Genomic DNA, 13,782 nt, shown 5'->3' on the forward strand with positions numbered 1-13,782 from the left:
TTTCTGTAGATAATATAAGCTCAAATAATTCAGCGTGCTAACGATAATTTTTCGTTTTACGTTTTTTTTCAACGAAACGAAGGACGTCATGAAACGGAAATCCTGATTTGGAAGAACTTTGGCTTAGGGGGGCGGAAAAATTACTTGACAGTTTCTTTTACAAAGACTACTTTTTGTGCAGTAAAACAGATGTTCACTACAAGGCGGCTCGCGTATGGAAAAAAGCCCGAAAAGCGAAAATGTTGAAAACTCCCTCGAATGGGAGCGTTCCCGCCTAGACAAGGAGCAACTTGAGGCGGTAGAGACGACCGAGGGCTACGTACGTGTAGTGGCTGGAGCGGGGTCGGGCAAGACCCGGACGCTCACGCACCGCTATCTGTATCTCGTGAAGGAAATGGGCATTTCGCCTGCGAATATTCTCTGCGTGACGTTCACGAACAAGGCGGCTGCCGAAATGAAAAAGCGCATCCGTTCGATTTTGGGCGGTGATGATAGCGGCTACATTTCGACGTTCCACGGCTTTTGCGTGCAGTTTTTGCGTGAGGAAATCCACGTGCTGAACTACCCGAAGGAATTCATGATTTTGGACGAGGATGACCAGAAGTCGCTTTTACGCAAGGCGTATGCGGATTTGGGATTCTCGCTCAAGGACTTGAAAATCAGCAGTGTCCTTGATTTTGTGGGTGGCCGCAAGGCAAATGATATTGGCTATGTGTCTTTGTTTGCGGAACACTTGGCGGATGAGGTGGGTACATCGGCGGCCGGGAATGCGCAGGCCGTTGAAGGCGAAAAGCGCGAGCATCTGGTGGAGCTTGCAGACGATGCTCCAGACAAGTGGATGGCGGTTTATTACCGCTATCTGTACGAGCAGAAGAAAAATTACGCGCTCGATTTTGACGACTTGATTCTGGTGACGCTGTATATTCTGGAGAATTTTCCGGAAAAGCTCGACAAGTGGCGCAAGCGCATGATGTATGTGATGGTCGATGAATACCAGGACATAGACGGTCAACAGTACCGCTTGGCGGATTTGCTTTCGAGTTACCACAAAAATTTATTTGTAGTGGGCGATCCGGACCAGACGATTTATGGCTGGCGCGGGGCCGATATCAACCGCATTTTGGAATTTGACCAGTTCCATAAAGGCACAAAGACGATTCTGTTGCAGAACAATTACCGTTCGACTCCGAGCATTTTGAAGGTGCCGGATGCGGTCATCAAGAATAACAAGTACAGAATCGAGAAGGTCTTGAGGCCAGTCCGTGCGGGCGGAAAGACGCCTGTTTTTTACCATGCAAAGAACACTCGCGAAGAAGCGAAATGGATTGTGGAGCGCATCCAGAATGCGGTGCAGAACTCCGTGAAAAATGGCGCGGGCGGTGTGCTTTATAAGGATATCGCGGTCTTGTACCGTATGCATTCGCAGTCGCGTTCTGTCGAAGAGGCGTTGATGTCGGAGTCTATCCCTTACAAGGTCTATAGCGGTGTCGGCTTTTACCAGCGCAAGGAAATCAAGGACATCATTTGCTATTTGCGGATGCTTGTGTATGCCGACGACTTGTCGTTTATCCGGACGGTGAATACGCCAAAGCGCCAGTTCGGGCCGAAGAAAATGGCGATTTTGCAGGCGTTTGCGGATACGCGCAAGGTCGGGCTTTACGAGGCTTTGCTTGAAATTGTGTATGAGGCGGGGCGCTTGAACGATGTGGCGCCTGATGTCACGACGCAGGCGGAACTTTCGTCGGTTGGCAATGACCATCGGAAAATTGATTTTGACTGCAAGGAATTCTTGTCGAGAAGCAACGTCGTTGAATACGTGAAGTTGATTGAAAAGTACCGCTCGCGTTATAAGGATATGCGCGTTTCGGAATTGCTTTCGAAGATGCTGCGTGAGACGAAGTACGAGGAAATGCTGCGCCTAGATGGCGATGAAGACCGCTTGGACAATCTCGCAGAACTCAAACAGGGAATTCTCGAATTTGAGAATTACTACGAAGAAGATGCTTCGCTGGATGAGTATTTGCAGAACATCGTGCTGTTCACGAATGCGGATGAAGATGTGCAAGAGAAAGACCGTGTGCAGCTCATGACGATCCACAATGCGAAGGGCCTGGAATTTCCGTATGTCTTTGTTTGCGGTTTGAACGAGGGCTTTTTCCCGGTAAAGCGCGTGCAGAACAAGATTCAGCTCGAAGAAGAACGCAGACTTGCGTATGTGGCGTTCACGCGCGCCGAAAATGTGCTTTGCCTGAGCGATGCCGAAGATGGCGTGGCGGGCGAGAGCGGGTCGCGTTATCCGTCGAGATTCTTGCTCGAAATGGACATGGGCGAGCTCGATGTGGCGCGTGGATTCTCGGACGATTTGCTTTTGGCGGCACGAGATTTTATTGCAGAAGCGGACCGCAATCGAGACTTGATGGGCGATTTTGAAGAAGACGAGAGTCTTGGCGCTGTAAAGAAAGCGCCTACGGCAGAATTTGCGGTAGGCGATCGTGTGGTGCACAAGATTTTTGGAATCGGGACCGTCAGCGCTGTTGACAAAAAGAATTTCTGCTACGAAATTACTTTTGACAAGTTTGCAACCCCGCGCTCGATACAGTTTGATTTCCCGCTAGTTTTGTCATCCCCGACTTGATCTCTTTGACTACTTGCAGCTATGCTGCTTAGTAGTCATGATCCGTGTATGGGGAGGGGAGCTCCTTTTCAAGAGCAGATGGAGATGCCCGCTCGGAGGCGGGCATGACATTTTAGTGGCGCTCGTAACGCATCGGCTTGAGCTGCTTGATGACATCGCGGAGTTCTTTGGGGAGCGGGCAATCGAAAACTTTGTGTTCGCCTTGCCAGTCGAATTCTAGACGACAGCTGTGCAAGAATAAGCGGTTCAGTCCGAACTGCTTTTTGACTTCGCGGTTGAGCGCGAAGTCGCCGTAACGCGTATCGCCGAGAAGCGGATGCCCGATGCTTGCGAAGTGGGCGCGAATCTGGTGCATGCGGCCTGTTTCGAGCTTGATTTTCACAAGATCGTAGCCTTCGTAATGCTGCTTGACGCGGTAATGCGTGATGGCCTTCTGTGCATTTTCATCATCTTTGCCGACGAGCATCTTGCTGCCCTTGGCGCTGTCTGTGCGCAGGAGCGATTCGCTGATGGTACCGCGGTCTTTCTTGAGGTTGCCTTTGACGAGCGCAAAGTAGAACTTGTCTACAACATGTTCGCGAATCATGCGCGTGAAATCGCGGAGCGTGTCGCCGTGGAGGGCTGCAATGATGAGGCCAGACGTTTCCTGGTCGAGTCGGTGGGCGATGGTCGGCTTGAAATCGAGACCTTCGCTACGTCCCCATTCCCAGAGGTATTCCACGAGGCTTTCGCCAGGGCGTGTGCCGCTGCCCGGCTGGCTTGCGAGTCCCGAGGGCTTGTTCACAATCACGTAATCTTCGGTTTGCACGACGAGGTCGAGCTCGTGAGCGCCCCAGTGTGCTTGCTTTTCGGCACCTGTGAGGTGGCGGCCCCAAGTGGACTTGTTCTTGGCGAAACCTGTTGCGCTTTTTGCATCGGGGCGTTGCGGCCTTTGACCACTTAGTGCTTCAGCACTTATGTGGGCATGGCCACCTTTAGGTGGTGTGTCCCCGCTCGAAGCGAGGGGAAGGCTTTCCCCTTTGGTATTCCTCTCTTCTCCCGTCAAGGTTGGTGAGCTTGTCGAACCAACCGACTTGAAGTTCTCGTAAATGTTGACCACGTCGCCTTCGACGAGCATCTGGTTTGCCTTGCCAATAACGCCGTTTACACGGACTTTCTTTTTGCGGATGACTGCGAAGAACACCGAGAGTGATTCTTCGGGGAAAGCCTTGCGGAGGAAACGGTCAAGGCGCATGTTTGCAAAATTGCGATCGATAGTACGTGTAATCATTTTTAGTTACTAGTTAATAGTTAGTAGTTACTAGAATTGAAGCAATGTCTGTCATGCCCGTCCCGGAACAAGTCCGGGATGACAGTCGGGCATCTCCCGTTATTAAGATTGGAGATTCCCGCTCGGAGGCGGGAATGACATAGTGCGTTTTTCATTACTTGCATCTCCTAGCGTAGTGTGCAAGTCGTACGCCGTCCGCGGCGCTGGTGACGATTCCGCCTGCATAGCCGGCTCCTTCGCCGAGGACGAATAGTCCTTGGGTGTTTACGCTTTCGAGTGTTTCGTTGTTGCGCGTGATGCGGAGCGGCGAGCTGGTGCGCGTTTCGGGGGCGACAATCAGGCCTTCGTTGATGAATCCCGGAATCTTGCGGTCAAAATTTTGGAAGCCTTCGGCGAGACTTTGGCAAATCGTCTTGTCCATCCAATCCCACAGATTGCTTGGCACGAGCCCGCAAGGGTAGGTGGTTTTGGGGAGCGTTTTGTCTTCGCGGTGGGCGAGGAAGTTCTTGATCGTTTGCGCGGGAGCGGCGTAAACTTTTCCACCGACGTTGTAGGCGTCGGTTTCGATTTTTCGTTGTAAGTCGAGACCGCCAAAAAGCGAACCGCTTGAAGGAATGTCAAAGCCTTCGGCGCCTGCTGTAATCGGGACGGCGATGGCTCCGTTAGCAAATGCGCCATTGCGGCGGCTGTAGCTCATGCCGTTTGTCGCAAGCGTTCCCGGTTCCGAGGCACATGGCACAAGGACTCCGCCGGGGCACATGCAAAAGCTGTAGGCGCTCGAAGTCTTGTTGATTGTCGGCGTGGCGAGGAAATATTCGGCGGCTCCAGTGAGTCTTGTATCGACGTTCAGTCCGAGCTGTCGCATGTTGATGAGCGATTGTGGGTGTTCGACGCGGACGCCCATGGCGAACGCCTTGCTTTCGAGAGTCACGCCGCGAGTGTGGAGCATCTCGTAAACGCTACGTGCGGAATGCCCAACTGCAAGGACCAGCGCTTCGCACGGCTGCCAGATCGAAGTTGAGGAATTTAAGAATACGTTTGTTGTAGGGTTTTCTCTCGTCTCTCGTCTTTGCACTTCGTGCCAACAAGTCGGCTCGGTTATGCCCAACTCTGTTGGTCGCAACGCTCGCCTTATGGTGTTGTCGTCTCTCGTCTGTTCAACGTTTTTCAGCTTGATCGCGCAAATGCGACCATCATTGATTTCAATATCTTCAAGGCTTGTGTTGAAATGGATACGCCCGCCAAGGCGGACAATTTCGGCGCGGACTTGACGCAACATGAGTACGAGTTTGTCTGTGCCGATGTGCGGCTTTGCAAACGTGACAACGCTTTCGTCAACGCCAAAGTCCACCATGTCCTTGAGTACGGTTTCGCTGAACAGGTTGCGACTGCGGGTGTTGAGCTTGCCATCGCTGAATGCGCCAGCTCCACCTTCACCAAATAGCACGTTGCTGTAGGCGTTGAACTTGCGGTCTACAAAGAACTTGCGGATGTCGCGAAAACGTTCTTCGACTTGTTTACCTTGTTCATAGATGTCAACAGAGAACCCTTTGCGCAAAAGGTGTAGCGCCGCCCAGAGACCGCTAGGACCTGCTCCAATCACGTCCACGTGGCTTGCCATCGCTACAGTGTCTTTTAACGGTTCTGCATCGAGGCTCTTGATCTCGTGCTTGGATTCGATGAGCCCACGGGCGTTGTTCCCCATAGCACGGACTTTGCGCTTCAGGTCGAAAACGACATTGTAGGACCAGTGCAAGTCGCCTTTGCGTCTGGAGTCTAGCGAAAAACGTTCGATTTCGAGATTGAAGATTTCTTCGGGGTTCACTCGGAGCGTCTTGGCGAGCGCAAGACGGATTTCGCCTTTTTTTTCAAGGGCGACAGCGAGTTCTCTGTAGCGATATGTAAACATGTATGCCACAAATTTAGAAATATGGCAAAAAAATAGTTTTTTGGACTTGAGATAGTGGTTTGCATTTTTTTATAATTGTGAAAACACTAAAAATGGTATTGATATATGTTTAAAGTTGGTTTTGATAACGATGCTTATCTAAAAACTCAATCTGAAAAAATTCAAGAACGTATCTCTAAATTTGGTGGAAAACTTTATCTTGAATTTGGTGGAAAACTTTTTGATGACCATCATGCAAGTCGCGTTTTGCCGGGCTTTGCTCCTGACTCCAAAATTCGCATGCTCGAAAAGCTCAAGGATAAGGCCGAAGTCATCATCGCCATCAATGCTGGCGACATCGAAAAGAACAAGGTTCGTGGCGACCTCGGGATTACTTACGATCAAGACGTTCTTCGCCTGATTGACGCTTTCCGCGGTTATGGTCTTTATGTGAGCAGTGTGGTGCTGACCCGCTGGCAAGAACAGCCGAGCGCAGTCGCTTACCAGAAAAAGCTCGAAGGCCTCGGACTCAAGGTCTATCGCCATTATCCGATTGCCGGTTATCCGAGCAACATCCCGCTCGTGGTGAGCGATGACGGTTATGGCAAGAATGAATTTGTTGAAACTTCTCGCGAACTTGTGGTGGTGACTGCTCCGGGGCCGGGTAGTGGAAAGATGGCTGTCTGCCTCTCGCAAATTTATCATGAAAACAAGCGCGGTGTCAAGGCTGGCTATGCCAAGTTTGAAACGTTCCCGATTTGGAACATCCCGCTCAAGCACCCGGTCAACCTCGCTTACGAAGCTGCAACGGCTGACTTGAACGACGTGAACATGATTGACCCGTTCCATTTGGAAGCTTACGGCAAGACAACGATTAACTACAACCGCGACGTCGAAATCTTCCCGGTGCTGAACGCTCTCTTCACGCGCATTTTGGGACAGTCTCCGTACAAGTCTCCGACGGACATGGGCGTGAACATGGCTGGCAACTGCATCGTTGACGATGCCGCTGTTTGCGAAGCCGCCAATGCCGAAATCATCCGCCGTTACTACAATACTTTGTGCCAAGTCCGCAAGGGCAATGCCGAAAAGGATCAAGTATACAAGCTTGAACTCGTGATGGAACAGGCTCACATCAGCGCTAAGGACCGCAAGGTCGCTGTCGCCGCTGTGGCAAAGGCCGAAGAAACGAATGGTCCGGCTGTCGCAATCGAATTGAACGATGGCTCGATTATCACAGCCAAGACTTCTTCGCTCTTGGGAGCCTCTTCTGCTATGTTGCTCGATGCTCTCAAGCATTTGGCTGGCATTCCGGACGAAGTCCGCCTGCTCTCTCCGATGGTGATTGAACCGATTCAGAACCTCAAGACGAAACAGCTCGGTCATAAGAACCCGCGCCTCCACATGGACGAAGTTCTCGTGGCACTCTCCGTTTGCGCTCTGACCGATTACAATGCAAAGATTGCGCTCGAAAAACTTCCGGAACTCCGCCATTGCGAAGTCCACTCCAGCGTGATTCTTTCGCAGGTTGACGTTGGTGTGTTCCGCCGTCTCGGTGTGAATTTGACATCTGAACCGAATTATCAGACGAGTAAATTATATCATGGCTAGGAACGTTCGCTAAACGGCGCAAATAGCAGATACTTTTAGAAAAAGATTATCGAGAAATCGGTAGTCTTTTTCTTTTTGTTTGTATATTTAAAAAGTAATTTGATTAAAGGATGGGTTTGAATGGCTAATGGTAAAGTTTACGATGATGTTGAAGTTCACGATATGAATGATATACACCGTGAGCGTCGGACTGTGAAAGCGGGGGATGAACAGAATGGCGCTCCCGTTGTTTGGAAAGCACTTTCCGTGATTATCGCCATGCTGGCGGTTCTTTATGACTTGTCTCCGATTGACGCCGTTCCCGATGCAATTCCGCTCTTTGGCTGGCTCGATGATGTCGGCTTTACATTAATGGCAGCCCTCAACGCTTACCAGCATTTTGCAAAGGATCAGTCAGCAATGATAGTCCGCCTTGCAAAATATGTCAAGTGGATGATGGTTGCCTTTGTCGTGCTTGCGGGTGTTGCCGTTGGTGGTCTTATAACGGCGATAATCGCACTCGTTACGCACTAGTTCTTTGAGTTGTCACCCCGGATTTATTCTCTTTGACCACTTAGAACTTTGACGTTTTGCGTCAGCATCTTCGGCTCAATCATGACAGTCTGCAAGCAGCCTGTCACGACACTCGCCTTGAATGCAACTAGCTCTTATGTGGTCATGATCCGCGAATGGGGACGGGGTCGCCTTTTTCAAGCCGCGTCCTTCACAGTGATTTGATTCGTTTTCACAATTTCCTCCACGAAATATTGATGCACTCGTAAATCGCTATTGAGTTCTGGGTGGAACGAAATAGCGAGTTGATTCTTGTACCGCACGGCGACGATTTGGTTTTGGACGGTCGCGAGAACTTGTACGCCTTTGCTTACGCGCTGTATGAGCGGGGCTCGGATGAATGTCATCGGGATTTTCCCGATTCCCTCAAAATTTTCTTCGGTGTAGAAACTCCCGAGCTGCCGACCGTAGGCATTGCGTTCTACAGTGACGGGCGTTGTCGCAAAATACGTGTGACCGTCGTTGCTCAATTTTTCGGCAAGCAATATAAGTCCTGCGCAAGTTCCAAAAGTCGGGAGTCCGCTTTCAATGCGTTCGCGTAAAGGCTCGAAAAGTCCGAGGTCGTGCAAAAGCTTTCCTTGTACGGTGCTTTCTCCACCGGGGAGCACGAGACCGTCAAAGTGTTGATTTAGGTCGCGCAACTGGCGGATTTCAAACGTTTCAACGCCGAGCTTTTCAAGTGCGGTTCGGTGTTCTGCAAACGCTCCCTGTACGGCGAGCACACCAATTTTAATGTGTTTGTTTGTTTTGTTTTCGCTCATTTACTTTCCTCGTTCAGCCATTAAAAGTGCAATTTCGTTTTCGTTGATGCCGACCATCGCTTCGCCTAAATCTTCGGAGAGCTTGGCAATGAGCTTTGCGTCTTTGTAGTTTGTGACTGCTTGTACAATCGCTGCGGCACGCTTGGCTGGATTGCCGGACTTGAAAATGCCCGAGCCGACGAACACGCCTTCGGCGCCGAGCTGCATCATGAGGGCGGCATCGGCGGGAGTGGCAACGCCACCTGCAGCGAAGTTCACGACGGGGAGTCGCTTGTGGTCATGAACATATTTAACGAGTTCGTACGAGACTTGCAATTCCTTGGCGCGGTTGAAAAGCTCATCTTCGCGCATGGACGAGATGCGTGCGATTTCCTGATTCATGAGGCGAATGTGACGGACTGCCTGTACGATGTCGCCGGTTCCTGGTTCGCCTTTGGTGCGGATCATGGAAGCGCCTTCTTCGATGCGGCGGAGGGCTTCGCCGAGATCGCGGGCACCGCAGACGAACGGCACTTTGAATTCGTGCTTATTGATATGGAATATATCGTCAGCGGGGGAGAGTACTTCGCTTTCGTCGATATAGTCAATTTCGATGGCTTCGAGGAGTTGGGCTTCGACAAAGTGACCGATGCGGCACTTGGCCATCACGGGGATGGAAACGGCGTCCTGGATGCCTTTAATCATCTTGGGGTCGCTCATGCGTGAGACTCCGCCTGCGGCGCGGATGTCGGCAGGGATGCGTTCGAGGGCCATGACGGCGGCTGCACCGGCGGCTTCGGCGATTTTTGCCTGTTCCGGGGTAGTCACATCCATAATGACTCCGCCTTTAAGCATTTGGGCGAGATTCTTGTTGAGTTCGTAGCGGTTTTCTGTAGACATTGGGTTCTCCTTGTTGCGTTTGTTTCATTTCGAGGCTTAATTTAGGCTTTTTGTTGACTTTATCAAATATTCAAATTTCTATTATTTTAATAGGTTCAGTTTAATGTCAGTTTGTGGTCAGTTTTTTTCAAATGGAATGCTTGATAATGCTAGAACTTCGCATTGTAAAAACACTTGAAACGGTCCTCGCTCGCGAGGTTGTATGCTTGTTTGTTTTAAACTTTGTAATAACGATGTCATGCCCGATTTATTCGGACATCGCCATTCCTGTTAGAAAAAAAAAGGTTTTTTCCTAATGCTCTCATACGACATTTCAAAAGCGGGGGATGATACTCTTTATCATTTCTTGTATCGTTCTATCAAAGACGATATTCTGTCGGGGCGTCTGGAGGCGGATGCGAAGCTTCCGTCGAAACGTCCGTTTGCAAATGCGTTGGGCGTGAGCGTCGTGACGGTTGAAAATGCATACGAGCAGCTTTTAGCGGAGGGCTTCATTTACTCGCTCCCGCGCAAGGGCTTTTTCGTTGCGGCGATTCAATCAAAAAATCCGCGAATTCTCCCAAAGCCTATTCCCGCCAAGCAATCCCGTGAATCGCAACGCGTTGAACTGCCAAAGGCGACTCATTACATTGCCGATTTTGTTAATAATCAAGTAGATGCTTCGACGTTCCCGTTCTCAACGTGGGCGAAGATTACGCGAAAAGTCCTTTGCGAACAGCAAAATGAGCTGCTGACTCGTTCGCCGAATTCTGGCGTTATCGCGCTTCGAAAAGCGATCGCCAAGATGCTTCTGGATTTTCGCGGAATGCGTGTGGATCCGGAACAGATTGTCGTTGGCGCTGGGACGGATTGCCTTTACACTTGGCTTGTGCAACTATTGGGCTTTGATAAAAAGTACGGCGTAGAAGATCCCGGCTACAGCAAGATTTCTAAGATCTACCAAAAGCTAAATGTTGTTTGCAATTTTATCCCGCTAGATGAACAGGGCGTTCGCATAGACCAACTAGAAGAAACGTGTACCGATGTCGTTCATCTTTCGCCGTCGCACCATTTCCCGACTGGCAAGGTGATGCCTGTGAGCCGTCGCTACGAGCTTTTGAGCTGGGCTGCAAAATCTAGCAACCGCTACATCGTCGAAGACGAATACGATAGCGAGTTCCGCATGGTGGGCCGCCCGATACCTGCGTTGCAGAACATTGACGTGCAAGACAAGACGGTTTATATAAATTCATTTTCTAAAACGCTTGCCTCTACAGTGCGCGTGGGCTACATGATTCTCCCGAAACCGCTTGCGAAAAAATTTCACAAAGAATTTTCATTTTACACGTGCACTGTATCGAACCTTGAACAGTACGTACTCGCAAAATTCATCAGCGGCTGTCATTACGAAAAGCACATCAACCGCATGCGCAATTTTTACCGCCACCGTCGCGATACTCTGCTTGATATCATCCGTCGCAGTCCGCTTCACGACCGCGTTGAAGTCGCTGAACAAGATGCAGGCTTGCACTTTATTCTAAAAGTGAAGACAACGCTTTCCGATGAAGAATTTTGCAATCGGGCTCTCGAAAAAGGCGTTCGCATCGGGGCACTTTCGGATTACTACACAATGGCCGAACCCTCACAACATGAATTTGTCATCAACTATTCCTCCGTGCCCGAAAAACAGATGAAAAAGGCTATTTCGCTGCTTGAAAAAATTATGGAATGAGATTATCTTGCTTTGTCATCCCGGACTTGTACAAGTACAAAGCCCTTCGGCTCAGCTATGAAAATGCAAGCATTTTCGCAGCGTTCGCCTTGGTTGCTTTTGTTCCGGGATCGCCCTTTTAAATCCTCAAATTACTTATATTTACCTCAAATGTATGGGGAGGAAATGTTTATGAAAATGTTTGCAAAGTTTGTGCCGTTTATGCTTGTGACAGCTATGTCTGTCTTTACCGCTTGCGGTGGTGATTCTGGCAGCAATGCTGATTCAGAAGAACCGGTGTCTAGCAGCGCTGTGAAAAAATCCAGCAACAGCAACGCGAACTCCTCGTCAAGTAAAAAAGTTTCGTCTAGTTCTGCTAAGTCTTCTTCGTCTGCGAAAACATCCTCAAGTGCGAGCAACGCTAAGGCTATATATGACGAGAAAAACAACACCATGAAGGACCCTCGCGACAACAAGACCTACAAGACCGTGAAAATCGGCGATCAGGTCTGGATGGCGGAAAACTTGAATTATAATTCGGGCCTTAGCTACTGCTTTGGCGAAGAACCTTCATACAAACAAAATAGTCATCCGGGCTTATGCGGTACATACGGTCGACTTTATAAGTGGGATGCTGCAACGGAAGTTTGCCCTGGCGGCTGGCACTTGCCCTCTAAGGACGAATTTGAAACCTTGATCCAAACAGTTGGCGGTAGCGGTAATGCGGGAATAAAGCTCAAGTCTGTTGACGGCTGGAAATTTGAGAAAAAAGAAACTGTTGGAACGGATGAGTATGGTTTTACGGCCCTCCCTGGAGGCTTCAGAAAGGAAGACGATTTGAGTGATTATGTCACTGAGAATATTGAATCGTACGATTTTATTGGCGACAAGACCGAGGCGTATTTCTGGAGTTCTACGGAAGATGTTGAAACATCGACTAGGCTTGATGGCAATAGGATTCTGATCGATCACGCGTTCTGCATGTCTTTGGAAAATCGTTACGCAAAGGCTGATATTTGGGGCGAGCCGATGATTAATGCAATGTCCGTCCGTTGCATTCTGGATTCCAAAACTTCGTCTAACGCAAAGTCTAGCAGCAGCAAGGCAAAGTCTTCGTCTAGTGCGAAGTCTTCTTCGTCTGCGAAATCGGGGAGCTCTGTAGCTGTGCCCAAAGGCTGCAAAACTTCAACTAAAGATAATTGCGAGTATGGCGAGTTGGTGGATGACCGCGACGGACAAACTTACAAGACTGTGAAAATCGGTGACCAGTGGTGGATTGCCCAGAACCTGAATTACAGGAGAGAGGCTAAATACAAAAACGATTATTGCTATTGTTACAATAATTCAAAAGATAAATGCGATAAGTTTGGGCGCTTATATGTATGGACTGCAGCTGCGGACGCTTGTCCCGAGGGATGGCATCTACCATCCACAGCGGAATGGAAAACCTTGATTGACGCGGTGGGGGGCGAAGAAGTCGCTGGCATAACACTCAAGACGAGTGGATGGAATCGCGGTGGCGATGCGACTGATGCTTTCGGTTTTTCTGTGCTTCCTGCAGGTTGCAGGGACTGGCTCTACCAAGACGATTATTACGAGGAGGGATATCAAGCGCTCTTTTGGAGTTCTAATGAATATGAAAACAGTAGTGGATGTGTGTATTTTCAGAGTGTGTATGATGGTGCGGATATCCGCTCTGGAAACAAAGACGACGGCTATTCTGTTCGTTGCGTGATGGATGTCGAACCTAAAATTATAGAACCCCCGGTTATTATAGTGCCCGAGGCAAAAGCCTGCAAAACAAAAACTAAAGATGAATGCGAATATGGCACGCTAACGGACTCCCGTGACAAACAAACTTATAAAACCGTGAAGATAGGTTCGCAGATTTGGATGGCTGAGAATCTTAATTTTGAGACGGATAGTTCCTATTGCTTCAACGACTCCGCTAAGTACTGCTCCAAGTACGGTCGCCTTTACACTTGGGCCGCAGCAATGGACAGTGCTGGCGTATGGAGTGAAAACGGCAAAGGCTGCGGTTATCAAAAAACGTGTACACCCACCTATCCAGTGCAGGGGGCGTGTCCCAGTGGCTGGCATTTGCCTACGAAGGCTGAATATGATACTTTGTTTGCCGCAATTGGCGGCTCCGAGACTGCAGGTGAAAAACTCAAATCAACTTCTGGTTGGTCTGAAGGCGGTAACGGTACGGATGATTATTCCTTTTCGGCATCGCCTGCTGGATACAGGTTTATCAATGGAATATATCCCATTTACAGCGAGATTGGCTATCTCGGGTTTTTGTGGACGTCTACAGAGGCCGAAAGCGATGAGTGGTGCGATGAGACTTGCAGAAGAGTCGTCGCGTGCAATGTGTCTTTGACAAGCTTAAACGATGATTCATTTGTGGGCAACGTGGGTAAGGACGATGCATATCCAGTCCGCTGCGTCAAAAATTAGCGAGCCGAGAGTCGCGGGAAAGCTTGCTTTCCCATG

General features: G+C 49.6%; 9 protein-coding genes. 5 read left to right on the top strand and 4 right to left on the bottom strand.

Annotated features, from left to right (window positions below; genetic code table 11):
- Positions 1-214 precede the first annotated feature (214 nt).
- Positions 215-2,635: an ATP-dependent helicase gene (locus B3A20_RS08790; protein ID WP_290763681.1), complete on the top strand. Its 2,421-nt coding sequence runs from the start codon at positions 215-217 to the stop codon at positions 2,633-2,635.
- Between the two features lie 112 nt (positions 2,636-2,747).
- Here B3A20_RS08790 and B3A20_RS08795 read toward each other — a convergent pair whose 3' ends face one another.
- Both B3A20_RS08795 and B3A20_RS08800 read right to left on the bottom strand, forming a co-directional pair.
- Positions 2,748-3,905, bottom strand: coding sequence for an RluA family pseudouridine synthase (locus B3A20_RS08795; protein ID WP_290763683.1), 1,158 nt, complete (start codon positions 3,903-3,905; stop codon positions 2,748-2,750).
- Positions 3,906-4,059: 154 nt separating this feature from the next.
- Complete coding sequence (locus B3A20_RS08800; protein ID WP_290763685.1) at positions 4,060-5,814, bottom strand: NAD(P)/FAD-dependent oxidoreductase; 1,755 nt, start codon at positions 5,812-5,814, stop codon at positions 4,060-4,062.
- 105 nt (positions 5,815-5,919) lie between these two features.
- Here B3A20_RS08800 and B3A20_RS08805 point away from each other — a divergent pair, with 105 nt between their 5' ends.
- Together B3A20_RS08805 and B3A20_RS08810 are read left to right on the top strand one after the other, a co-directional pair.
- The gene (locus B3A20_RS08805; RefSeq protein ID WP_290763686.1) at positions 5,920-7,404 is read left to right on the top strand and encodes a DUF1846 domain-containing protein; all 1,485 of its coding nucleotides are present in this window, start codon (positions 5,920-5,922) and stop codon (positions 7,402-7,404) included.
- Positions 7,405-7,524: 120 nt separating this feature from the next.
- Positions 7,525-7,917 (top strand): YkvA family protein, encoded by a 393-nt coding sequence (locus B3A20_RS08810; RefSeq protein ID WP_173561864.1) that lies wholly within the window; start codon positions 7,525-7,527, stop codon positions 7,915-7,917.
- A gap of 176 nt (positions 7,918-8,093) precedes the next feature.
- On the opposite strand, the gene pdxT is transcribed toward B3A20_RS08810, so the two are convergent.
- Both pdxT and pdxS read right to left on the bottom strand, forming a co-directional pair.
- Complete coding sequence (gene pdxT / locus B3A20_RS08815; RefSeq protein WP_349680074.1) at positions 8,094-8,690, bottom strand: pyridoxal 5'-phosphate synthase glutaminase subunit PdxT; 597 nt, start codon at positions 8,688-8,690, stop codon at positions 8,094-8,096.
- A gap of 27 nt (positions 8,691-8,717) precedes the next feature.
- A complete protein-coding gene (gene pdxS / locus B3A20_RS08820; RefSeq protein ID WP_097019906.1) occupies positions 8,718-9,596 on the bottom strand; it encodes a pyridoxal 5'-phosphate synthase lyase subunit PdxS in 879 nt (292 codons plus the stop codon).
- A 295-nt stretch (positions 9,597-9,891) separates the two neighbouring features.
- On the opposite strand from pdxS, the gene B3A20_RS08825 reads away from it, so the two are divergent.
- Both B3A20_RS08825 and B3A20_RS08830 read left to right on the top strand, forming a co-directional pair.
- On the top strand, positions 9,892-11,307 hold the full coding sequence (locus tag B3A20_RS08825; protein ID WP_290763694.1) for a PLP-dependent aminotransferase family protein: 1,416 nt from the start codon (positions 9,892-9,894) through the stop codon (positions 11,305-11,307).
- 171 nt (positions 11,308-11,478) lie between these two features.
- Entirely contained in the window at positions 11,479-13,746 is a 2,268-nt protein-coding gene (locus tag B3A20_RS08830) for a fibrobacter succinogenes major paralogous domain-containing protein (protein WP_290763696.1), read from the top strand.
- The last annotated feature ends 36 nt before the right edge of the window (positions 13,747-13,782 follow it).

Origin of the sequence: Fibrobacter sp. UBA4297 (genome assembly GCF_002394865.1) — a bacterium.
Classification (GTDB): domain Bacteria; phylum Fibrobacterota; class Fibrobacteria; order Fibrobacterales; family Fibrobacteraceae; genus Fibrobacter.